Genomic DNA, 22,200 nt, shown 5'->3' with positions numbered 1-22,200 from the left:
TCAGTTCACCAGCCGCGCCTCATACGGGCTGTCGAGCGAAAAGGCGGGGATGGTCACCTCGAACGGCCGGCCGTCATGGTCGGCCATGGTGTAAGACCCCTGCATCAACCCCGACGGCGTGGCAAGCGGTGCGCCCGACGTGTACTCGAAGCAATCGCCGGGCGCGATCATCGGCTGTTCGCCGACCACGCCGTCGCCGTCGATCTCGTGGGTGCGGCCGAGCGCATCGGTGATCCGCCACGACCGGCGCAAAAGCTGCACCGTCCCGCCGCGCTGGTTTTCGATGCGCACCTGATAGGCCCAGACATAGCGATGATCTTCAGGGTCGGATTCGTCGTCCAGGAAGAACGGCGTCACCTCCACCACGATCGCGTGGGTGGTCGCCTCATAGCTCATCACCGTGTCCATGGCCGGCCTCTTTGCACCGCGCGGCAGCCGCACTCGCCGCTGCACCGGACGGTATCCCTATGGTGGTTTTGAAACGCCGGTTTTAAGCCGATCGGGGGACGGCGTAAAGCATTCGGGCGGCCGCCGGGCGATCTGGATCTTGAGGAGGATTGGAGCGGGCGATGGGAATCGAACCCACGTCTAAAGCTTGGGAAGCTTTCGTTCTACCATTGAACTACGCCCGCACTCCGTCGGTTCGCATAGCATCGCGCCGGCCGCGCGTCCAGCGTCTTGGCGCCGGACGACGACGCCCGGGCAGCCGATGCGACCGCTGCCGTCAAGATTCTGTTGACAGGGCCTTGATGTCAACCTTACGTTGACGCCCGTCAAGATAAGGTTGACGCTAAAACGACCGATCATAACGAGCGGCCATAACGCCCGAGCCATGACAGCGCCTGAGGAGATGAGAAATGACCCCGGACCAAGAAAAATCCTTGCGAGAACGGGCGGCCGATGTGCCGCTTGAATGGCGGATGGCCGAGATCGGCCCGCTCGACGAAGCCGACCGGGCGGCGTTTCTGCAAATGGTGACGGCGGCCCATGTGGCCGCCGATGAGGCCCGCCGGTCGGTCGGGCGTTGGGTCGACGCGGCCCGGCGGGCCGAGGCCACCTGGGACGATATCGGCCGCGCCGTCGGCATCAGCCGCCAGGCCGCGCAGCAGCGGTTCGGCGGCTGGGGCGAGGCGGGCGACCCGTCGGCCGCCGCCCCCGGCGCGGTCTATCGCCGGCGCGGTCTGACCGCCTTCAACGAGGTCCGGGCCCTGGCCGAAGAAGGTGCCAAGGGCGGCGAGGCGGTGGCGTGCGGGCCGGGCTGGTTCGCGTTTTGTGCCACCGATCGGCAATGGACCTATCACCGGGCCGTGGCGCTGCGTCCGTCGCGCACCATCGAGGCGATGGCCGGCGACGGCTGGACCCTGGCCACCGAATGGTATCCGTTCCTCTATTTCAAGAAGGCCGGCCCGTCGCTGGCTGCGTGACCCGGGTTTCCGCACCCAAGCGGGGGAATCCCTGCCTCCTGATCGAAGCCGCCCGGATCGGGCCTAGTGGCGAGGCGTCGACCGAGCGCGGCGCGATCCTTCACTGGCTTCGAAACAGGAGATACTCATGACACGCAACGATTTGGCCACCACCCGTGCGCGCCAGCAGCGCTTGTCTCTGGCCGCCCTGTGTCTGGCGGCCGTGGGGCTGTGGCTGGCGGGGACGCTGGCCGGGACCGCCCAGACGCTCTATCGCGGCATGGTCTCGGACGGCGGCAACCCCGCCCAACCGCGCGCCAACCCCACCGCCCAGGGCAATCAGAACCTCAAGAACTATCTCAACGTGGTCACCGACGGCAATTATCCCGACGTTCAGGTGCACAATGGCAATGTCAACCCGCAGAACGACAACCACCGCTATCAAGGCATGTCGGTGTCGCCGGTGACCGGCTGCAATCTGCCGGCCCACCGGCGCCCGCAAGGTGCCTGGGGCGGCACCAGCAATGTGGGGAATTTCCGGGTCTGGCGGATCAACAACAATCAATTGCCCAACACGCTGACCTATCACGCCGATGCCGGCCAGAACCCGACCCACGGCGTGGTGTCGCCGGCCCAACAGATGACCGTGGCGGCCTATCGCCAGGCGCTGGCGGGCACGGCCAATAACTGGGTCTTGGCGCAACCGCCCCAGGGTGGGTGCTAGGAAAGAACCGCGCGTGACCGAACGAGCGACCGACCGGGGCGGGGAAGAGCGTCAGGCTCTTCTTCGCACCCTCAAACGCCATGACGACCCGGCGGCCCTGGTGTCGCTGGCGTTCGTGCTGCGCCAGGCCGGGTCCAGCGCCGAGGCCATCGAGGCGGCGTTCAGCGCGGTCCACCGGGACGCCGCCGTCGAGGGGTTGAGCGCGCGCCAGATCGCCATGCTCGAAGATGTGCTCGACCAGATCACCGGCTTTTGCGCCGGCGGCAAGCGGCTGTTCGACGACCCTTGACGGCGGGGGCGGGGCCGGTCGATGCCGTGCCCCGCCCTGCCCTGACCGTATGTCGGTCTTTTGATCGCTGGCCGATCAGTGGTCGAGCAGATAGGCGACGATCTTGTCGGCCGCCGCTTCCGCGTCCAGATCGTTGGTCTCGATGTGCAGTTCGGGCACCTCGGGCACCTCATAGGGGCTGTCGATGCCGGTGAAGTTCTTGATCTCGCCGGCGCGCGCCTTTTTGTACAGGCCCTTGGGGTCGCGTTCGGCGCACACGTCCACCGGCGTGTCGATGAACACCTCGATGAACTCGCCGTCTTCGAGCAGGTCGCGGGCCAGACGCCGTTCGGCGCGGAACGGCGAGATGAACGACACCAGCACGATCAGGCCGGCCTCGACCATCAGCTTGCCCACCTCGGCGACCCGGCGGATGTTCTCGACCCGGTCCTCGGCGGTGAAGCCCAGATCCTGGTTGAGCCCATGGCGCACATTGTCGCCATCGAGCATGTAGGTGTGCTTGCCAAGCGCGAACAGCTTCTTCTCGACCAGATTGGCGATGGTCGACTTGCCCGACCCCGACAGCCCGGTGAACCACAGCATCCGCGGCACCTGGTTCTTTTGTTGGGCGTGGGCTTCCTTATTGACGTCAATGGCTTGCCAATGAATGTTCGACGACCGCCTGAGCGAGAAGTCGATCATGCCGGCGCCGACCGTGTTGTTGGTCAGCCGGTCGATGATGACGAAGCCGCCGGTGTGCCGGTCGTCCATATAGGGGTCGAACGGGATCGCGCGGTCGAGCTTGAGAGTGACCACGCCCACTTCGTTCAGGTCCAGGTGGCGCGCGGCGCGCTTTTCCAACGTGTTGACGTTGACCGTGTGCTTGATCCGGGTGACCTGCACGCCGGCGCTGATGCCGCCGATCTTCATCAGATAGGGCCGCTGCGGCATCAGCGACTTGTCGTCCATCCACACCAGCTTGGCCTCGAACTGGTCGGCGACGCCGGGGCGTTCCTCGGGCCGGCACAAGATGTCGCCGCGCGAGATGTCGATCTCGTCGGCGAGCGTCAGGGTCACCGCCTGGCCAGGGACCGCGCGGTCCAGGTCGCCGTCCATGGTGACGATGCGCGCGACCGTGCTGGTCTTGCCCGACGGCAGCACCGCGATCGGGTCGCCGGGGCGGATGGTGCCGCGGGTGACGGTGCCGGCGAAGCCGCGGAACGTGTGGTCGGGCCGGTTGACCCATTGCACCGGCAGGCGGAAGGCGCGTTCCGACAGGTCGGCGCGCGGCTCCACCTGCTCCAGATGGCCCATCAGCGTCGGGCCCCGGTACCAGGTCATCTCCGGGCTCGGGTTCAGCACATTGTCGCCCTTGAGCGCCGAAATCGGGATCGAGATCGGGGCGTCGTAGCCGAGCCCCCGGGCGAATTCGGCGAATTCGGCCTCGATGGCGCGGAACCGGTCATGGTCATAGTCGACCAGGTCCATCTTGTTGACCGCCAGCACCAGGTGGCGCACGCCGAGCAGGCTGCACAAGAAGGCATGGCGCCGGGTCTGTTGCAGCACGCCGTTGCGCGCATCGACCAGCAGCACGGCCAACTCGGCGGTCGAGGCGCCGGTGGCCATGTTGCGGGTATATTGTTCGTGGCCGGGGGTGTCGGCGACGATGAAGCGGCGCTTGTCGGTGGCGAAGAAGCGGTACGCCACATCGATGGTGATGCCCTGTTCGCGCTCGGCCTCCAGGCCGTCGAGCAACAGCGCGAAGTCGATGTCGCCGCCCTGGGTGCCGCTGGTCTTGCTGTCGGCGCGCAGGGTGTCGAGCTGGTCCTCGAAGATCAGCTTGCTGTCATAGAGCAAGCGGCCGATCAGGGTCGACTTGCCGTCGTCGACGCTGCCGCAGGTGATGAAGCGCAACAGCGACTTTTCGGCCTGTTCGTCGAGAAACTCGATGACGGTGCTGGGCTGGGAATCCGCGGCCATCAGTAGTAGCCCTCCTGCTTCTTGCGCTCCATGGAGGCGCCATGGTCCTTGTCGATGACCCGGCCCTCGCGCTCGGACGTGGTCGCCAGCATCATCTCCTCGATGATCGCCGGCAGGGTCGCAGCGGTGCTCGCGGTGCCGCCGGTGAGCGGATAGTCGCCAAGCGTGCGGAAGCGCACATGGCGCATCTCGGGCGTCTCGCCAGGCTCCAGCGGCATGCGGTCGTCGTCGACCAGCAGCATCACGCCGTCGCGCCACACCACCGGGCGCTCCTTGGCGTAGTAGAGCGGTACGATGGGGATGTTTTCGCGATAGATGTACTGCCAGATGTCCATCTCGGTCCAGTTGGACAGCGGGAAGGCACGGATGCTCTCCCCCTTGTGCTTGCGCGCGTTGTAAAGCCGCCACAGCTCGGGGCGCTGGTTCTTCGGGTCCCAGCGATGTTCGGGGGTGCGGAACGAGAACACCCGCTCCTTGGCGCGGCTTTTCTCCTCGTCGCGCCGGCCGCCGCCGAACGCCGCGTCGAAGCCGTGCTTGTCGAGCCCCTGCTTCAAGGCGCCCAGGTTCATGATATCGGTGAACACCGCCGAACCGTGGGTGAACGGGTTGATGCCCTGGGCCGCGCCCTCCTCGTTGACATGGACGATCAGGTCCAGGTCCCAGTCCTTCACCAACTGGTCGCGGAAGGTGATCATCTCGTGGAAGTTCCACAGCGTATCCACGTGCATGATCGGGAACGGCAGGCGCGCGGGGTAGAACGCCTTGCGCGCCAAGTACAGCATCACCTGGCTGTCCTTGCCGATCGAATAAAGCAGGACCGGGTTGCGGCATTCCGCCGCCACTTCCCGGATGATGTGAATGCTTTCGGCTTCAAGCCGCTCGAGGTGCGTCAACTCGCTCATCGCGTCATTCCGGCCGGAGGAAACAGGCGGCGGGCGCCGCGGATGGCGGCATCCCGTCGGGACAAAGGGCAGCGATAAGCCGAGCCGGCAAGCCTGCGCAAGAGCCGCACGGCCCGTGGCGTCGTCAAATGTTGCCCTACCCGGGGGATGCGCCCTGGCGCGCGGCCCATCAAGCAATATTTTCTTTCGCCCCCTTAAGGCGATCGCCCGGTTGCCGCGGGGCTGCGGCGGTCTTCCGCCGCCCCGTGCCGCTGGCCTCGGGGCGATGATCGATTTTTGCGATCCGCGTCATCCAGTCCGCCGATGAGGGCGTAGATTGCTTCGACGGCTTATCTTTGGCACTCAGGATGCTTACCTTGGCGATATCCATATCGACACAGACGGGGCCCCGCAGAGTGACTGGGACAATGCCGCAACCGTCGGCCGCACGTTCGGCTGGCGTCACCGAGGCGGATCTGCGCGCCATGATGGTCGCGATTGCGCAGGAACGAGACAGGGCAGCCTTCGCCCGGCTTTTCGCGCATTTTGCGCCCAAGCTGAAGGCATATGGCATGCGGGCGGGCGCCGACCCGCACACCGCTGAAGAAATCGCTCAAGAGGCGATGGTGGCGGTGTGGCGCAAGGCGGCCAGCTTCAACCCGGCCAAGGCGTCGGTGTCCACCTGGCTGTTCACCATCGTGCGCAACAAGCGGATCGACATGTTGCGCCGTGAGGGCCGCCCGGATCTGCGAGAAGAAGATTTTCTGCATCTCGAACAACCCGTCGAGACGCAGGACGAAACCTATGAGGCGAACGAAACCGGGGCGGTGCTCGCCGATCGCATCGCCGGCTTGCCCGACGACCAGGCGCTGGTGATCAAGAAGGCGTTCTACGAGGATAAATCGCACCGGGCGATCGCCGAGGAACTGGGTCTGCCGCTGGGCACCGTGAAATCACGGATTCGCCTGGCCCTGACCCGATTGAAGACGACTTTGCCGGATAGCTGAACCATGCAAACCCAAATCGACGACGCGCTGATGCTCGATTATGTCAGCGGCAGCCTGGCCGAACCGGTCGCGTTGGCCGTGGCGACGCACCTGAGTCTGAGCGACCGGGCGCGATCGGCGTATACCGAAACCATGACGCTTGGCGGCGGCTTGTTGTGCGCGCTCGACGATGAGAGCCTGTCGGACGACGCGCTCGACGATGTGTTGGCACGGCTTGACGACGAAGACTTCGGCGACGAGACGGCCGGCGCCGAGATGCCGGGCATGGATGCCGGCGGTCTCGACGACGCGGCCCTGGCGTTGGTGCCCGAACCCTTGCGCCCCTATATCAAGGGCTCGCTCGACGGGCTCGATTGGAAGCGACGCGGCAATGGCGTGACCGAAGCGCGTATCGATCTGCCCGGCAGCGATGTGTTCCGTGTTTCGCTGCTCAAGGTCGACCCCGGCCGTGCCATGCCCCAGCACAGCCATCGCGGCCGCGAATACACCGTGGTGTTGCAGGGGGGCTACCGCGACGGCGATATCGACCTGGACGCCGGCGATTTTTGCGAGGCCGACGGCGGGGATATTCACCAGCCCGTGGCCGATGCCAAGGAGGGCTGCCTGTGTCTGATCGTGCTCGACGCTCCGGTGCGCTTGACCGGCGCGCTGGGCTGGGTGGTCAACCCATTTCTCAAGACCTGATCCGCGCCCGCACGGCGACGACCGGGGCGGCCAATTGCGGTCGCCGGGCTGCGCTGGTCACATGCTTGGCGCTCGCCCTGGCAAGCGCCGGAGCCGCTTGGGCTAACCTGGGTCCACAGCCGGGCTTCGGCTTCGACGTGTTGCGCAAAGGCGAGACCATCGGCCGCCATGAGATCGCCTTCAAGGCCCTGCCCGACGGCGGCTTGGCGGTCGACGTGTCGATCCGGCTCAAGGTCAAGTTCGCCTTTATCACCGTTTATCGCTACGAACACGACAATCGCGAGGTGTGGCGAAACGGCCGCCTGGTGGCGTTGAACAGCGCAACCAACAATAACGGCACCGATCTGAGCGTCGAGGCCCAGTGGGTTGACGGCGGCTATCGGATCGTCACCGGCGCCGGCGAAACCGTCGACGTGTCGGCCCCCGACGGCCTGTTGGCGACCAGCTACTGGCACCCCGCGACGCCGGATCAGGACCGCCTGATCAACACTCAGACCGGGGCGGTCATGGACGTGACCATTACCGGGCGCGGGCCGGACGCCGTTGCAGCGCCCGCCGATCAGGCGAAGCAGCGGATCGAGGCCACGCGCTATCATCTGAGCGGGCCGGACCTGGCATTCGACCTCTGGTACGATGCCGACCGGTGCCTCGCCAAAATCGCCTTTCAGGTCAAGCGCGACGGCTCGACCATCGTCTATCGCCCGACCCGCCGCCCCGTGGCGCCGGTTCAAGACGATCTGGCCCAGCACCCGCTGATCGGCCATTGCATCGACCCCAAAGAGCAGGAGACCCACGCATCATGACCCGAGTGGAAGGCCCCGTCTGGATCGTTGGTGCGTCCACCGGTATGGGCCGGTCGGTGGCGCTCAAGCTGGCGCGTGCCGGGGTGCCGGTGGCGATTTCGGCGCGCTCGGCGGACAAGTTGCAGGCGGTCGCCGACGAGGCCGGGCCCAAGGCCGCCCGTATCGTGCCGGTGCCGCTCGACGCCACCGACGAGGCGGCGGTCGCGGCGGCGCTCGATCAGGTGGAGCAAGCGCTCGGACCGGTCGCGACGCTGATCTATGGTGCCGGGTTCTGGAAACTGGCGCCCGCCGACACGTTGACGGTCAAGCTGTTCCGCGATCATTTCGAGGTCAATTTCTTCGCCGCGCTGACCGTGGCGCTGGCGGCGTTTGGGCGCATGCGCGCCCGCGGGCGGGGCCGGATCATGCTGATCTCGTCGGTGGCGGGCTATACCGGCCTGCCCGGTGCGGCGGCCTATGGCGCGTCCAAGGCGGCGATGACCCATGTGGCGGAGTCGCTGCATCCCGAGGCGGGGCGCGACGGCGTGCTGGTGCAGGTGGTGTCGCCGGGTTTCGTCGACACGCCGATGACCGCCAGCAACCCCTTCCCCATGCCGTTCATCATCAGCGCCGACAAGGCCGCCGACCGAATTATCGCCGGGTTGAAGACCCGCCGGTTCGAGATCTCGTTTCCGCGCCGGTTCACCCTGCTGCTCAAGCTGCTGCGCTGCCTGCCCTACCCGCTTTACTTCGCGCTCATGCGCCCGCCGGCCCGCGCCGACGATGCAGCCCAACCGACCGGGGCCGGCGCCAGCACCTCGGACAGCGCCCGGCGCTGACCCGACGGCGAAACGTCCCCGGTGTTGATCGGCAGGCGATCTCGACCGCCGGCGGTCTGGTGCAACATGGCCGGTATCCGGTCGGCATCGGCCAATCCGGCGGCGCCGGTCACCGCCACACGGCTGACGGGTCGGGCGAGGGCGGTCGGTATTGAACGACACTGCACCAGGCTTGCCGCCGGGGCGCGGCCACCGTTTTCGAACCGCAATCACCGGCACGTTGCGCCTGTGTCCCGATCGGCCGTCTCCAGGGCGCGCCGGCGACGGGCGGTCGGGCCGGTCTCGACCGGGCCCGCCGCGGCGGCCTCATCGGCCGGCGCGGTCAGTCGCCGGCCGGTGCGGGCAGGTGGCGGGCGATCAGGCTTTCGGCGATCTGTACCGCGTTGAGCGCCGCGCCCTTGCGCAGATTGTCCGACACGCACCACAGCGCCAGCCCGTGTTCGACCGTGGGGTCGGTGCGGATGCGGCTGACATAGGTGGCGAACTCGCCGGCGGCTTCGACCGGCGTCACATAGCCGCCGTCCTCGGGCTTGTCGACCACCAGCACGCCCGGTGCTTCGCGCAGGATCTCGCGCGCCTCGTCGGGCTCGATCGGCTGGGCGAACTCCAGGTGCAGCGCCTCGGCATGGCCCACGAACACCGGCACGCGCACGCAGGTGGCAAACACCCGCACCTTGGGGTCGAGGATCTTCTTGGTCTCGACCACCATCTTCCATTCTTCCTTGGTCGCGCCGTCGTCCATGAACACGTCGATATGCGGGATCACGTTGAAGGCGATCTGCTTGGTGAACGCCTCGGGCTCGGGCTCCTGGTTGACGAAGATGTTGCGGGTCTGGGTGAACAACTCGTCCGACGCCGCCTTGCCCGCCCCCGACACCGCCTGATAGGTGGCCACCGACACCCGGCGCAAAATCGCCCGGTCGTGGAGCGGCTTCAACGCCACCACCATCTGCGCGGTCGAGCAATTGGGGTTGGCGATGATGCGCTTGCTGGCCTGGCCCAGGGCCTCGGGGTTCACCTCGGGCACCACCAGCGGCACGTCGGGGTCCATGCGGAAGTGCGACGAATTGTCGATCACCATGGCGCCGGCGTGAGCGGCGCGCGGCGCGTGCTCGGCGGCCACCGAGCCACCCGCGGCGAACAAGGCGATATCCACCTGGGAAAAATCGAAATCGTCGAGTGCTGCCACCTTCAGCGTCCGCTCGCCATAGGCGGCGGTCTGGCCGAGCGACCGGCGCGACGCCAGCGCGTGCACCCGGGCGGCGGGGAACTCGCGTTCGGCCAGGATGTTGAGCATTTCCTGGCCGACCAGGCCGGTGGCGCCCACTACGGCGATGCGATAGCTCATGGACTGTTCCTCAAATCTGTGGGCCCGGTGGCGGCGGCGCGCGCGATCGCGGCAGCGTCGGTCGGGCGATCAAACAAGACCCTGTGGGTCCAATCAAAACGAAAAAAGGCGGCACCCCTCAAGGGGCACCGCCTGATCGGTCATACAGCCTGTGGCTGGCCTGCGGGGTGCCCTTGGGGGCAGGACCCGTGCGGCCCGCCCCGGTTACTGCGCCGGTTTGGTGGTGGGTTTCGCCGCTTGGGCGTTTTTCGGCTTGCGGCGCCAGTCCTTGCGCTCGGGAATCCGGGCAGCCTTACCGGTGCGGCCGCGCAGATAGTAGAGCTTGGCCCGGCGCACGGCACCGCGACGGATCACGTCGATCTTGGCGATATTGGGCGAATAGACCGGGAACACCCGCTCCACGCCCTCGCCGAACGAGGTTTTGCGCATGGTGAACGATTCGTGGATGCCCTTGCCCGAGCGCGCGATCACCACGCCCTCGAACGGCTGCAGCCGCTCGCGATTGCCTTCGACCACCTTGAGTTGCAGGCGCACCGTGTCGCCGGGCCCGAATTCGGGGATCGTCTTGCCGTCGGTCAGCTTGGCGAGCTGTTCCTGTTCCAGTTTCTCGATCGGGTTCATCTGCCCTATCCTTCTTCATTTGCTGTCCGCTCATAGGTCGACCACAGGTCCGGCCGACGTAAGCGGGTGATTTCTTCGGCCCGATCCTGCCGCCAGGCAGCGATCCGCCCATGGTGACCGGACAACAGCACGTCCGGGATCGCGCGCCCGTCCCACACGGTGGGGCGGGTATAGTGCGGCGCTTCGAGAAGCCCCGCCGAAAAACTCTCTTCCTCGGCGCTCTCGGCCTTGCCCATGACGCCGGGCAACAGCCGGATCACCGCGTCGAGCATGACGATGGCCGCAGGCTCCCCGCCCGACAGCACAAAGTCGCCCACCGACACCTCTTCGACCCCGCGCGCATCCAGCACGCGCTGGTCGACGCCTTCGAACCGGCCGCACAGCAGCGTCACCCCGCCGCGTGCCGCCCAGTCGCCGGCCATCGCCTGGTCGAACCGGCGCCCGCGCGGCGACAGATAAACCAGCGGCCAATCAGGGTCGGCGTCCGCCCGCGCCGCATCGATGGCATCGGCCACGATGTCGGCACGCATCACCATCCCCGGGCCGCCACCGGCCGGGGTGTCATCGACGGACCGGTGCTTATCGCGTGAAAAGTCGCGGATGTCCAGGGTTTTCAACCCCCAGATGCCGCGGTCGAGCGCGCGGCCGGCGAGGCTCAATCCCAATGGCCCGGGAAACATCTCGGGCAGGATCGACAGCACCTGGGCGGTGAATACCGGGCGGGTGTCGGCGGTGGGCGCCTCGCTCATGGCTCGGTCTCCGCTCAACCGCCGGCCTTGCCGCCCGCCGGGGCGTCCGGGTCGCTACCGTCCACCTGGCGGGCCAACCAGCCGGCCAGGTCGACGGTCAGGGTGCCCGCATCGATCGCCACCTCGGGCACCCAGCGCGCCTCGAACGGGATCAATGGCGACCGGCCGAAGCCCTTGACCGGGGTGTCGAGACGCAGCTCGATCAGGTCGCCGGCGCCATAATTGGGCACGCCCTGGACGCGGCCGAGCGGCCGACCGTCGAGGTCGAGCGCGGTCAAGCCGACCAGATCGGCCAGATAGAACTCGTCCTCGTCGGCGTCGTCGGGCAAGGCGGTGCGCGGCACGTAAAGCCTTGTGCCGCTCAACGCCTGGGCGTCCTCGCGGCTGGTGACACCGTCGATCCGGCCGGCCATGCCGCCCTTGATCGGCCGGGTCAGGGTCAGCCGGCAGACCGGCCCGCAGGCGCCCTTGTGCAGCGTCTCGAACCGCGCCAGGGCGTCGGGCGTGTCGGTGAAGGTCTTGACCCGCACCTCGCCGCGCACCCCATGGGCGCCGGCCAAGGCGGCCACGCACACCCAGTGGCGGTTGTCGGTACGGTCGTCGGGGTCGGCTGCGGCCATGGCGCGGCCTCCTTGCGCGGCGGCGACCGGGGTGCGATCAGCCGAACCCCGGTCGGTCCAAGCCGGTTACGCCTCGGCTTCTTCCTTGGCGGCGGCTTCGGCTTCCTTGCGCTCTTCTTCCTTCTGGCGCTTCTCTTCCTGGCGCTCCAGGGTCTTCTTCGACGGCTTGGCCTTGTTGGGGTTGTTGCGCGTCTTCTTGTCCATCACGCCGGCATTTTCCAGGAACCGCGCCACCCGGTCGGTGGGCTGGGCACCCTTGGCCATCCAGTCCTTGATCTTGTCCAGGTCCATGCGGAGACGCTCGTCATGGTCCTTGGGCAGGGTCGGGTTATAGGTGCCGACCTTCTCGATGAAGCGGCCGTCGCGGGGCATGCGGCTGTCGGCCACCACGATGCGGTAATAGGGGCGCTTCTTGGCGCCGCCGCGGGACAGGCGAATTGCGAGTGCCATGGGGTTGGTCCTTCCTTGACTGGTGATCCCGCGCGGGATCGGGTTGGGTTTGTTCGGTCGGGGGCGGCGGCCGGGGAGCGCAGGTGCACAAGCCCCGACACGGCGCCGTATCAGGGGTTACTTCTTGCGGCGCTTGGGTTTGCGCCCGCTGCCGGCACCGCCGGTGGGCGGCAGCGGCGGCAGACCGTCGCCGTCGCCATCGCCGGGCAGGCCGGGCATGCCAGGGCCGCCGGGGCCCATGGCGCCGGGACCGAGCCCCATGCCGGGCGGCAGCTTGGCGCCCATGCCCGGGGCCGCCCCGCCCATGCCCATCAGCGCGGCCATGTTGGGCATGCCACCGCCGCGCTTGGACGCCTTGCCCATGCGCTTCATCATGCCCGACATTTGTTTGTGCATTTTCAGCAGCCGGTTGACCTCTTGCACGGTCAAGCCGCAGCCGGCGGCGACCCGGCGCTTGCGCGACGCGTTCATCAGGTCGGGCGCCCGGCGCTCCTGGGGCGTCATCGACGAGATGATCGCTTCCTGGCGGCGGATCATGCGGTCGTCGAAGCCGGCCTCGTCCATCTGCTTTTGCAGCTTGCCCATGCCGGGCATCATGCCCATCAGGCTTTTCATGCCGCCCATCTTGCGCATCTGCTGCAACTGGGTGCTCAGATCGTCCAGATCGAAGCGGCCCTTCTGCATCTTGCGCGCCAGGCGTTCGGCCTTTTCCTGCTCGAACGTCTCCTGGGCCTTTTCCACCAGGCTGACGATGTCGCCCATGCCGAGGATGCGCCCGGCGATCCGCTCGGGGTGGAAGTCTTCCAGCGCGTCGGCCTTTTCACCCACGCCGACCAGCTTGATCGGCTTGCCGGTCACGGCGCGCATGGACAGGGCCGCGCCGCCGCGGCCGTCGCCGTCCATCCGGGTCAGCACCACGCCGGTGATGCCGACGCGCTCGTCGAAGGTCTTGGCGGTGGTCACCGCGTCCTGACCGGTCAGGCTGTCGGCGACCAGCAGCGTCTCGGCCGGGTCGGCGATGCGGCGCACCTGCTCGACCTCGGCCATCAGGTCTTCGTCGATGGCCATGCGCCCGGCGGTGTCCAGGATCACCACGTCGAAGCCTTGCAGCTTGGCGGCCTGGAGCGCGCGCTTGGCGATATCGGCGGCGGTCTGGCCCTCGACGATCGGCAGGGTGGCGATCTGGTTCTGCTCGCCCAGGGTCTTGAGCTGTTCCATGGCGGCCGGACGGCGGGTGTCCAGCGAGGCCATCAGGACCTTTTGCTTGTCCCGCTCGGTCAGTCGCTTGGCGATCTTGGCGCTGGTCGTGGTTTTACCCGAGCCCTGCAGGCCGACCATCAGGATCGGCACCGGCGGCGCGCGGTGGATGTTGAGCCCCTGGCCGTCCGAGCCAAGCGTTTCCTTGAGCTCGTCATGGACGATCTTGATCACCTGCTGGCCCGGCGTCACCGAGCGCAGCACTTCCGCGCCGACCGCGCGCGCCTTGACCCGGCCCATCAGGTCCTTGACCACGGGCAGCGCCACGTCGGCCTCCAGCAACGCCACACGGACCTCGCGCAGGGCGGCGGTCACGTCGGCTTCCTTGAGCGCGCCGCGCTTTTGCAGGCCGTCGAAAATCGCGCCGAGCTTATCGCTCAAACTGTCGAACATCATGCCTCTCCATCCGGTGGGCAAACGGCGGTCAGACAAACACCAATGGCACCAGTGGGCGAAACCTCGCTGACTGGTGGGCACCCTCGGGCGCGGATCGGTATGTCATGTCCGAAAACCGGAATCGGATAGGGTCATTACGCGGTTTAGGGCCGCATGTCAAACGGCTGACACCGGGTGCGCAGGCGATCAGGCCGGCAACAGCGCCTTCAGCAAGGGGTTGGGAAACCGGCGGCGCTGGGTGATGGCGTAGAACGACTCGGTCAGGTCGGGCAGGCGCAGCGCCTCGACCAGGGCGCCGCTGTCCAGTTCATCCTGCACCACGATCGGCGGCAGCACCGCAAGCCCCATATCGTCGCGGGCCAACAGCCGCAGCATGGCCATGTCGTCCACCTCGGCCGCCAGGCGCGGGCGCAGGCCCAGCCGGTCCATCAGCGCGTCGAAGTCGGCGCGGATGCTGCTGTCGCGGGTCGGCGCCACCAGCGCGTTGTCGGTGACCAGCGCGGCCAGGTCGGCGCGGCCGGCGACCCGGCCCGGTGTGCCGATAAGGCTGACCGGCTGGTCGTCGATCACATGGGCGAGCCAGGGGCTGGCGGCGTCGCGCGGCGGCAGGGTGTTGGCCAGCACCACGTCCAACTGGTGGGCTTCGAGCGCCTGCAACAGCGGCCCCAGCCGGCCCGAGCGGATCACCACCTCCACGTCCACGCGGTCCAGCAAAGGGCGCAGGAAACTGAGCTGGAAATTGCGCGACAGGGTCGACACCGCGCCGACCCGGAACACGCTGCGCTGTGCGGTGCCGGCCTCGGCCAGCGTGGCCAGCAGATCGTCGCCCAGGTCGAAGATGGCGTCGGCATGGTCGAGCGCGATGCGCCCCGCTTCGGTCAGCACCAGATGCTTGCCCCGGCGCTCGAACAGCGCGTGGCCCAGCCGCTCCTCCAGGGTCTTGATCTGCACCGACAGCGACGATTGCGCCACGTTCAGCCGCGCCGCCGCACCGGTCAGCGACCCCTCATGGGCCACCGCCCAGAAATAGCGCAGATGGTGATAGTTCAGCGCGGCCATGGCGTGGCGGCTCCGTAAACGTTCGTATTTTCCGAACGATTCGTTCCAATCATTGAATTTTATATATCAAAATCGGGCTGCTACTCCAAGCCCCAGCATCGCTTTCCCACCCCGCTTCTTTTTGACGGAGATTGCTCATGTCCGCCTTTCTGGCTGCCTTTTATCCGGTGGCCGCGCTGTTGCTGGCGCTGGCCGCCGGCGTGTCGCTGGTCGACCCGGGGCGCCGGCCGCGCCTCGTCCTGACCGCCGCGCGGGTCGCCACGCTCGGCGCGCTCGCCCTGTCGGTGGTTGCCGGCTTGGGGCTGATCGTTGGCGGGCCGGCCACCGGCGCGCTGATCGGCGTGGGCGGCGTGGGGCTCAGCCCGCGCCTCGACCCGCTGAGCGCCATCATGGCCTGCCTGGTGTCGTTCGTCGGCGTCATCGTCACCGAGTTCAGCCGCAACTATATGGACGGCGACGCCCGCCACGGTCGGTTCATGGGCGCGCTGTGCCTGACCCTGGCGGCGGTGCTGCTGCTGGTGACGGCGGGCAATCTGTGGCACCTGGTGGCGGCCTGGATCGCCACCAGCCTGACCTTGCACCGGTTGTTGGTGTTCTATGCCGACCGGCCGATCGCCGTGGTCGCGGCGCGCAAGAAGTTCCTGGCCGCGCGCGCCGGCGATGCCGCACTGATCCTGGCGGCGCTTCTGCTGGCGCGGGCGTTCGGCACCGCCGACCTGGCCGGCATCGCCGAGGCCGCGTCGGCGGCGGCCGCTGCCGGCAGTGCGCCGTGGGGCGTGGCGCTGGCCGCCGGGCTGATCGTCATCGCCGCGGTGCTGAAGTCGGCGCAGTTCCCGACCCACGGCTGGTTGCTGGAGGTGATGGAAACGCCGACGCCGGTGTCGGCGCTGTTGCACGCCGGGATCGTCAATGCCGGCGGCTTTCTGGTGGTGCGCTTCGCCGACGTGATGGTGTTGAGCCTCGGCGCCATGACCGTGCTGGCGGTGATCGGCGCGGTCACCGCGCTGTTCGGCTGCATCGCCATGCTCACCCAGCCGAGCGTCAAGGTCTCGCTGGCCTATTCGACCGTCGCGCAGATGGGCTTCATGTTGTTGCAGTGCGGGTTGGGGGCGTTTTCCGCCGCCGTGCTGCACATCGTCGCCCACTCGCTTTACAAGGCGCACGCGTTCCTGTCCGCCGGCAGCGTGGTCGAAACGGTGCGCCGGTCGATGCCGCGCCCGGGCCCCTATGGTGCCCACCCGGCGGCCTTCGTCGCCGCCTTGACCCTGTCGCTGGGGCTGTTCCTGGTGATCGCCACGGTCGCCGGCCTGACGCCCGAGACCGAGCCGGCGATCCTGCTGTTCGGTGCCATCCTGGTGATGGGCCTGACCCATCTGGTGTCGCAGGGGCTGACCGGTAAGCCGGGCCGCGAGGTGGTGGTGCGCACGGTGACCACCAGCGGCGCGCTGGCGCTGGTCTATGTGGGCCTGCAACTGGGCGCCCACCTGCTGCTCGACGCCATGCTGCCGCGCCCGGTCGAGCCGACGCTGGCCATGCAGGCGGTGATGGCGGTGGTCGGCGGCGCGTTCGCCCTGGTCACCCTGGCCCAGGCCCTGGGGCCGCGGTTGGCGCCCGGACAGGGGCGCTGGCTCTACCTGCTGGCCGCCCAAGGTGCCTATGCCAACGCCTATGTGAACCGCCGCATCGGCGCGCTGCGCCAGGCGCCCGCCCGGGCCCACGCCGCCGACGCGGCCAGTGCGTCCGCCACGCCCGGGGCCGTTCCCACCGTCTCGTCGCACGCGCCCAGCGCGCAATCCCCCCTTCAGTCATGAGGAGCCAAGCCATGCCCTTCGATCCGACCATGACCCCCGCTGCGGGCCAGCCGACGACACCGGGCCAGGCCGCGCTGACCGCCGAGGCCGCCGGCGCCGCCCTGGCCGAGGCCGCCGGCCGGGTGGCACCCTTGTGGCCGCTGCGCACCTTTGTCGCCGTCAACCCGTTCCTCGGCATCGCCGAACAGACCTTCACCCGTGCCGCGGTGACCATGGCGCGCGCCGCTGGGGCGCGCATGGCCATGCCGCGCGGCTTCTATGCCCGGGCGATCGCCGAGGGGCGGATCACCAATGCCGACCTGGCGGCGGCGCTGGAAACCGGGCGGAGCGAGGCCGGCGACCGTGCCGCCGATCTGCCCGCCGACGCGGCCGCGCTCAAGACGCTGGCCGGGCGCGGCGACGATATGGTGGCGCGCGCGGCCGCCCTGCCCACGGTCGCCGGGGTCGCCGCCCAAGCCACGGGCGAGGACTGGGCGCGGTTCATGACCGACCAGATCTCGCACTGGGCCGGGCGCCATTTCGACGGCGGCCAGGCGCTGTGGCCGTCGCCCTGGCGCCACCTGGCCCCCTATGCCGCCTGGCGCGCCGAGGCGGTGCTGGACCGGACGCCCGACGTGATGGGGCTCAAGGGCTTCTCGGCCGCGGTTCAGACCCTGCCCGAAGACCCGGCGGCGGCCGCGGCCGAGGCGCTGGCGCTGCTCGGCGTGCCCGCCGATGGCGTGAAGACCTATCTGCACCGGCTGGTCATGGACATGGCCGGCTGGGCCGGGTACGCGCGCTATCTGGGCTGGACCGACGAACTGGCCGGCGAGGCGGACGACACCGCCGCGCAGTTCCTGGCCGTGCGCCTGGCCTGGGAGGCGGCGCTGCTGACAGCGCTCGCACCCCAGGGCGTGGACCGGGCCTGGGCCGAGGCACGCCGGGCCTATGACGACGCCACCGACCGCGCCGGCGAGACCGCGCTGATGGTCGACGCGCTGTTGCAGACCGCCTATGATCGCGGCTGGCAACGGCGCTTGATCGCCACCATCAACGGCGCCGCCGACCGCATCGAGACCGGCCCAGCTCGGCCGTCTGCCCAACTGGCCTTCTGCATCGACGTGCGTTCCGAGGTCTATCGCCGCGCCCTCGAAGCGGTGGCGCCCGATGTGGCGACCATCGGTTTTGCCGGCTTCTTCGCCTTCCCCATGGAATATGTGCGGCTTGGCGACGAGGTCGGCAGCGCCCACTGCCCGGTGCCGCTGCTGCCCAGCCACACCGTGCGCGAAAGCCTGGCCAGCGCCCATCGCTGCGCCCACGGGCCGGCCGACGCCGCCGACCGGGTGCACGCGGCGATCGACAAGCGGCGGGCCCGGCGCACCGCCACGCGCGCCTGGAAGTCGTTCAAGATGGCGGCGGTGTCGGCGTTTTCGTTCGTCGAGACCGCCGGGCCGAGCTATCTGGCCAAGCTGGTCACCGACACGCTCGGCACCAGCCGCCCGGTGCCGCACCCGCGCGACGACGGCCTCGACGGCCAGGTGGCTGCCGACCTGGCGCCCGACATCTCGGCCCTGCCGCTCGACGATCGGGTGGCGCTGGGCGAGGGCGCGCTGCGCGGCCTGTCGCTGACCGAGGGCTTCGCGCGTCTGGTGGTGTTGGTCGGCCACGGTTCGACCACGGTCAACAATCCCCACGCCGCCGGCCTCGACTGCGGCGCGTGCGGCGGCCTGACCGGCGAACCCAATGTGCGTATCGCCGCAGCGGTGCTGAACGACCCCGAGGTGCGCCGGGGGCTGGCCCAGCGCGGCCTCGCCGTGCCCGAGGACACGGTGTTCCTGGGCGCCCAGCACGACACAACCACCGACCGGGTGGTGCTGTTCGACACCGCCCGGGTGCCCGACAGCCACAAGGCCGACGCGACCCGGCTCGCCGACCGGCTCTACGAGGCGGGCGCGCGGGCCCGCGCCGAACGCGCCGGTCTGCTGACCGACCCGACCGGCCGGGTGACACCCGACGGCGTCATCGACCGCAGCCGCGACTGGAGCCAGGTGCGGCCCGAATGGGGGCTGGCCGGCTGTGCTGCCTTCGTCGCCGCGCCGCGCGCCTTCACCCAGCATCTGGATCTGGCCGGCAAGGCGTTCCTGCACTCCTATGACTGGCAGCGCGACGAGGGCTTCGGCGTGCTCGAAGTGATCATGACCGCGCCCATGGTGGTGGCCAGTTGGATCAGCCTGCAATATTTCGCCTCGACCGTGGACAACCGGGTTTTCGGTTGCGGCAACAAGGTGTTGCACAACGTCGTTGGGACCGTGGGTGTGCTGGAAGGCAATGCCGGCGACCTGCGCGTCGGCCTGCCGGTTCAGTCGCTCGACGACGGCGACAAGCTGATCCACGACCCGGTGCGCCTGCCGGTGCTGATCGCCGCGCCCACCGACGCCATCGACGCGGTGATCGCCAAGCATGAGCATGTGCGCCACCTGCTCGACCATGGCTGGCTGGCGCTCTACGCCTTCGACGACACCGGCCGGGTGGCGCAGCGCTATGCGGGCCGGGGCCGTTGGGAGCCGGTGGCCGACGGCGCCGCCGCACAGGTCGAAGCGGCGGCATAGCCTCCGCCTTGAGGCCTTGAAGGCTTGAGGGCTGGGGGGTGACGGCGGGGGCGCGGGCGGTTAGGCTCGCGCCCCATGCCGTTGTCGCCAACCGTCCGCGCCGTTTGGCCGGCCCTGTCGAGGTGTTTTGTCATGCTGTCGATGCTGCGTCGTGCGGCGATCTGTGGGGTGGCCACCTTGGGGCTTGCGGGGCTCTTGGCGGGGCCTGCGCTGGCGGTCGAGGTGCGCCTGGCCGCGCCCGACGAGGCCCGGGCGATCCTGAGCGGCGCCTATGACGACTATTTCGACCAGATGAGCCCCGCTGACCCGGCGATCCGGCTGTTGTCCGAAACGCCGGTGCCGGTTGCCGCGCTCCGCGATGCCTATGCCCAGGCCGCGCGCGGCTTTACCACCCGCGAACGCGACCTGCTCACCACCCTGATCGACGGCGAACGCGCGCGGATTGCCAAACTCGCCCGCTGGCTGCCCGAGACGGTGGTAATCGTCGGCGCCGGCCCGGTGGTCGAAGGCGGGCTCGCCCATACCCGCGCCCACGCCATTGTGTTCCCCACCGGCCCGCAAGGCCAACCGGTCGCGCCCCCCAAGCCCGGCGACGCGGGCACGCCGGCCCAGCGGCCCCAGCCGGCACCCGGCCGGCCGGACGCGGGCTCGCCACCGCGCCAAACCGGCCCGGGGCCGGGCTCAGCCGATGGCCCCAAGGGCGCGCAACCCGATGCAGCGGCCCGGACCGAGGCGCGGCCGGCGACCACCTCGCCGCAGACGACAGCGACGGCAGTGGAGCCGACGGCGGCGCCGGGGCTGATCGCACGCCGGGCGGCCGACGGCACGCTGGTGGAGCTGTTCTATCACGAGCTGTTTCATGTGCTGTCGCGGCACAATCGCGCCGCCCGCGACGAGCTCTACGCGCTGATCGGGTTCGAGCCCTGCGGCACCTTCGACCTGCCCGCGCCCTATGCCGGGCGGCGGATCACCAACCCCGACGCGCCGGTCAATGCGCACTATCTGCCGGTGACCGTCGACGGTGTGCCCACCAAGGTGGTGCCGCTGCTCTACGCCGTGTCGCGCACCTATGACCCGATGCGGCGCCCGCCGGGCTTTGCCGGGCAGTTTCGCACCGGCTTCATGGCGGTGCGCCACACCGGCGGCCGCTGCGAGGCGGTCAACGGCCGCGACGGCACCGCGCGTCTCTACCGGACCGACGATCTGGACGATCTTTACGACCGGATCGGCCGCAACACCCAGTACACGATCCACCCCGAAGAGATTCTGGCCGACAATTTCGCCCTGTTGATGACCGGCAAGCGCCCGCGCGACGCCTGGGTGCCCGAAGCGCTGGCCGACTGGCTCGGCGTGCCGGCGACCATCGGGGCGGTGGATCTGCTGACCCTGGACTGAGCGCCGGCGGGCCTCGACGATCAGAAGGAGGGAGCGTATGCCCATGACCCAGTTGCCGTTCGACCTGTCGATCGCCGGCCTCGACGAATTGGCCGGCCTGCACAATCGGGGCATCAGCCACGCGGTGTCGCTGATCGACCCCGACGAGCCCGACCCGCCGGCGCTCGATCGGATGGCGTTGGCGTCGCGGATGACCCTGCGGCTGCACGACCTGATCGACGAACGGGCCGGCCTGCGCGCCCCCGACCGCGAAGATGTGCGCCACCTGATCGCCCATGCCGACGCCCTGGCGCCGCACCAGGTCCGGCATCTGTTGGTGCATTGCCATATGGGCCGGTCGCGCTCGACCGCGGCGGCGGCGATCCTGCTCTACCGGATGCAGGTGACCGACGCCGCCGGCGCCTTCGCCGCAGTGGCCGCGGTACGCGACCCGATCTGGCCCAACAGCCGTATGCTGCGGTTCGCTGACGAGATTCTGGATACCGGCGGCGCGCTGATCGAGGCGGTCAAGCCGGTCTATCACCGGATGGTCGAGACCCACCCCGAATGGACCGGGCTGCTCAAGCACACCGAACGCGCCCGCGACCTGGAGGCCGACTGATCCGGTGCGTCTGTCACTGGTGCGTGTGGCAAGGGCAGGGGCGGCGCGGCCCTCGGCGTGTCGGGGCGTCAGGGGGCGTCGGTGCCGTGCGTTTGCCCGGCGGCAATGGCCGTCACCGTTGTCATCAGCCCGCGCATTTTGTCGATGGCGGGCCGACGTTCGGCGAGTCCGTGGCGGGCCAGCAGCCAGCCCGGATCGGTATGGATAAGACGGGTGGTGCCGTGGGCGTCCTCATAGACCGCCACCTTGAGCGGCAGGTCAAGCGCCAGGGTCGGAGCGGCTTGCATCAGTGGCGTGCCGCCCTGGGGCCGGCCGAAGATCAGCACCTGGCTCGGCCGCAGATCGAGCCCGACACGCGCCGCACCTGCGCCATGGTCGATCCGCGCGCCTCGACCGCCCGGGCCAGACGGTCCACGGTCTGGGCCACATCGAATGCCCCGGTGGTGCGCACGAGCCCGTCGTCGCCGGCGGCGGCGCCTGCAGTTCGGGTGTCCGGGTCTGCGGCGCCGGCGGATTGGGCGCCCGGCGCCGGGATTGTGGCCAAGACCAAGGCCAGGGTGAACAATGCGGACCGCATGAGACGGGGCCTCCGCCGTTGAGGATCGTCTCCTAGGCCATAAACTCATAAACGGGATTCCTTTGTCGTCAGTTTTGTGATTCACGTTTTTCCTCATTGCAGAGGAGGAACGATGAGCCGGCGCCGCTATGACCTGACGGATTTCGAATGGTCGGTGATC

General features: G+C 68.8%; 24 protein-coding genes and 1 tRNA gene. 11 read left to right on the top strand and 14 right to left on the bottom strand.

All coding sequences use genetic code 11. The annotated features are described in order from the left end of the window. Positions 1 to 408: a Co2+/Mg2+ efflux protein ApaG gene (gene apaG, locus EV659_RS04675; protein ID WP_200287339.1), complete on the bottom strand. Its 408-nt coding sequence runs from the start codon at positions 406 to 408 to the stop codon at positions 1 to 3. Positions 409 to 558: 150 nt separating this feature from the next. After that, positions 559 to 632, bottom strand: a tRNA-Gly gene (locus tag EV659_RS04670). A gap of 225 nt (positions 633 to 857) precedes the next feature. On the opposite strand from EV659_RS04670, the gene EV659_RS04665 reads away from it, so the two are divergent. The 3 genes from EV659_RS04665 to EV659_RS04655 all read left to right on the top strand — a co-directional run bounded on the left by EV659_RS04665 (position 858) and on the right by EV659_RS04655 (position 2,416). Further along, positions 858 to 1,424, top strand: coding sequence for a hypothetical protein (locus tag EV659_RS04665; protein ID WP_132707710.1), 567 nt, complete (start codon positions 858 to 860; stop codon positions 1,422 to 1,424). Positions 1,425 to 1,551: 127 nt separating this feature from the next. Continuing rightward, on the top strand, positions 1,552 to 2,127 hold the full coding sequence (locus EV659_RS04660) for a Tse2 family ADP-ribosyltransferase toxin (RefSeq protein ID WP_132707709.1): 576 nt from the start codon (positions 1,552 to 1,554) through the stop codon (positions 2,125 to 2,127). A 13-nt stretch (positions 2,128 to 2,140) separates the two neighbouring features. Next, the gene (locus EV659_RS04655) at positions 2,141 to 2,416 is read left to right on the top strand and encodes a hypothetical protein (RefSeq protein WP_132707708.1); all 276 of its coding nucleotides are present in this window, start codon (positions 2,141 to 2,143) and stop codon (positions 2,414 to 2,416) included. 75 nt (positions 2,417 to 2,491) lie between these two features. On the opposite strand, the gene cysN is transcribed toward EV659_RS04655, so the two are convergent. The 3 genes from cysN to EV659_RS04640 all read right to left on the bottom strand — a co-directional run bounded on the left by cysN (position 2,492) and on the right by EV659_RS04640 (position 5,647). Continuing rightward, positions 2,492 to 4,375 carry a sulfate adenylyltransferase subunit CysN gene (gene cysN, locus EV659_RS04650; RefSeq protein WP_132707707.1) on the bottom strand — a complete coding sequence of 628 codons (1,884 nt, stop codon included), beginning with the start codon at positions 4,373 to 4,375 and terminating at the stop codon, positions 2,492 to 2,494. Beyond that, positions 4,375 to 5,277 carry a sulfate adenylyltransferase subunit CysD gene (cysD, locus tag EV659_RS04645; protein WP_132707706.1) on the bottom strand — a complete coding sequence of 301 codons (903 nt, stop codon included), beginning with the start codon at positions 5,275 to 5,277 and terminating at the stop codon, positions 4,375 to 4,377. The genes cysN and cysD overlap by 1 nt, the downstream gene beginning before the upstream one ends. Before the next feature lie 169 nt (positions 5,278 to 5,446). Further along, positions 5,447 to 5,647 (bottom strand): hypothetical protein, encoded by a 201-nt coding sequence (locus EV659_RS04640; RefSeq protein ID WP_132707705.1) that lies wholly within the window; start codon positions 5,645 to 5,647, stop codon positions 5,447 to 5,449. 37 nt (positions 5,648 to 5,684) lie between these two features. On the opposite strand from EV659_RS04640, the gene EV659_RS04635 reads away from it, so the two are divergent. From EV659_RS04635 to EV659_RS04620, 4 genes are all read left to right on the top strand, one after another. Further along, a complete protein-coding gene (locus tag EV659_RS04635) occupies positions 5,685 to 6,263 on the top strand; it encodes a sigma-70 family RNA polymerase sigma factor (RefSeq protein WP_132707704.1) in 579 nt (192 codons plus the stop codon). A 3-nt stretch (positions 6,264 to 6,266) separates the two neighbouring features. Beyond that, positions 6,267 to 6,947, top strand: a complete 681-nt coding sequence (locus tag EV659_RS04630) for a ChrR family anti-sigma-E factor (protein WP_132707703.1) — start codon at positions 6,267 to 6,269, stop codon at positions 6,945 to 6,947. Between the two features lie 65 nt (positions 6,948 to 7,012). Continuing rightward, complete coding sequence (locus EV659_RS04625; RefSeq protein WP_165878729.1) at positions 7,013 to 7,750, top strand: DUF6134 family protein; 738 nt, start codon at positions 7,013 to 7,015, stop codon at positions 7,748 to 7,750. Continuing rightward, complete coding sequence (locus EV659_RS04620) at positions 7,747 to 8,568, top strand: SDR family NAD(P)-dependent oxidoreductase (protein WP_132707701.1); 822 nt, start codon at positions 7,747 to 7,749, stop codon at positions 8,566 to 8,568. The genes EV659_RS04625 and EV659_RS04620 overlap by 4 nt, the downstream gene beginning before the upstream one ends. Before the next feature lie 322 nt (positions 8,569 to 8,890). On the opposite strand, the gene EV659_RS04615 is transcribed toward EV659_RS04620, so the two are convergent. The 7 genes from EV659_RS04615 to EV659_RS04585 all read right to left on the bottom strand — a co-directional run bounded on the left by EV659_RS04615 (position 8,891) and on the right by EV659_RS04585 (position 15,068). Next, positions 8,891 to 9,916, bottom strand: coding sequence for an aspartate-semialdehyde dehydrogenase (locus EV659_RS04615; RefSeq protein WP_132707700.1), 1,026 nt, complete (start codon positions 9,914 to 9,916; stop codon positions 8,891 to 8,893). 204 nt (positions 9,917 to 10,120) lie between these two features. Beyond that, positions 10,121 to 10,537, bottom strand: coding sequence for a 50S ribosomal protein L19 (rplS, locus tag EV659_RS04610; RefSeq protein WP_132707699.1), 417 nt, complete (start codon positions 10,535 to 10,537; stop codon positions 10,121 to 10,123). Positions 10,538 to 10,542: 5 nt separating this feature from the next. Then, positions 10,543 to 11,286 (bottom strand): tRNA (guanosine(37)-N1)-methyltransferase TrmD, encoded by a 744-nt coding sequence (gene trmD / locus EV659_RS04605; RefSeq protein ID WP_132707698.1) that lies wholly within the window; start codon positions 11,284 to 11,286, stop codon positions 10,543 to 10,545. A gap of 14 nt (positions 11,287 to 11,300) precedes the next feature. Next, positions 11,301 to 11,906, bottom strand: a complete 606-nt coding sequence (rimM, locus tag EV659_RS04600) for a ribosome maturation factor RimM (protein WP_132707697.1) — start codon at positions 11,904 to 11,906, stop codon at positions 11,301 to 11,303. 66 nt (positions 11,907 to 11,972) lie between these two features. Beyond that, positions 11,973 to 12,356: a 30S ribosomal protein S16 gene (gene rpsP / locus EV659_RS15195; RefSeq protein WP_132707696.1), complete on the bottom strand. Its 384-nt coding sequence runs from the start codon at positions 12,354 to 12,356 to the stop codon at positions 11,973 to 11,975. A 117-nt stretch (positions 12,357 to 12,473) separates the two neighbouring features. Further along, positions 12,474 to 14,006, bottom strand: coding sequence for a signal recognition particle protein (ffh, locus tag EV659_RS04590; RefSeq protein WP_132707695.1), 1,533 nt, complete (start codon positions 14,004 to 14,006; stop codon positions 12,474 to 12,476). A gap of 189 nt (positions 14,007 to 14,195) precedes the next feature. Further along, on the bottom strand, positions 14,196 to 15,068 hold the full coding sequence (locus EV659_RS04585; protein WP_132707694.1) for a LysR family transcriptional regulator: 873 nt from the start codon (positions 15,066 to 15,068) through the stop codon (positions 14,196 to 14,198). Positions 15,069 to 15,205: 137 nt separating this feature from the next. Between EV659_RS04585 and EV659_RS04580 the strand changes: the two genes are divergently transcribed. The 4 genes from EV659_RS04580 (at position 15,206) to EV659_RS04565 (ending at position 21,463) form a co-directional block, all read left to right on the top strand. Further along, positions 15,206 to 16,879 (top strand): proton-conducting transporter transmembrane domain-containing protein, encoded by a 1,674-nt coding sequence (locus EV659_RS04580; protein ID WP_132707693.1) that lies wholly within the window; start codon positions 15,206 to 15,208, stop codon positions 16,877 to 16,879. An 11-nt stretch (positions 16,880 to 16,890) separates the two neighbouring features. Next, positions 16,891 to 19,467 (top strand): YbcC family protein, encoded by a 2,577-nt coding sequence (locus tag EV659_RS04575; protein WP_200287340.1) that lies wholly within the window; start codon positions 16,891 to 16,893, stop codon positions 19,465 to 19,467. A gap of 132 nt (positions 19,468 to 19,599) precedes the next feature. Continuing rightward, positions 19,600 to 20,862, top strand: a complete 1,263-nt coding sequence (locus EV659_RS04570) for a hypothetical protein (RefSeq protein ID WP_132707692.1) — start codon at positions 19,600 to 19,602, stop codon at positions 20,860 to 20,862. A 37-nt stretch (positions 20,863 to 20,899) separates the two neighbouring features. After that, on the top strand, positions 20,900 to 21,463 hold the full coding sequence (locus EV659_RS04565; protein ID WP_132707691.1) for a protein-tyrosine-phosphatase: 564 nt from the start codon (positions 20,900 to 20,902) through the stop codon (positions 21,461 to 21,463). 68 nt (positions 21,464 to 21,531) lie between these two features. Here EV659_RS04565 and EV659_RS15010 read toward each other — a convergent pair whose 3' ends face one another. Then, positions 21,532 to 21,789: a DUF302 domain-containing protein gene (locus tag EV659_RS15010; RefSeq protein ID WP_243641581.1), complete on the bottom strand. Its 258-nt coding sequence runs from the start codon at positions 21,787 to 21,789 to the stop codon at positions 21,532 to 21,534. Continuing rightward, the gene (locus EV659_RS15005; protein ID WP_242463474.1) at positions 21,783 to 22,040 is read right to left on the bottom strand and encodes a hypothetical protein; all 258 of its coding nucleotides are present in this window, start codon (positions 22,038 to 22,040) and stop codon (positions 21,783 to 21,785) included. Before EV659_RS15005 ends, EV659_RS15010 begins: the two co-directional genes overlap by 7 nt. Positions 22,041 to 22,200: the final 160 nt, after the last annotated feature.

Source organism: Rhodothalassium salexigens DSM 2132 (assembly GCF_004341375.1).
Taxonomy (GTDB): domain Bacteria; phylum Pseudomonadota; class Alphaproteobacteria; order Sphingomonadales; family Rhodothalassiaceae; genus Rhodothalassium; species Rhodothalassium salexigens.
The sequence above is the reverse complement of the archived record's forward strand: the minus strand, read 5'-3'. Positions and strand labels throughout refer to the sequence as shown.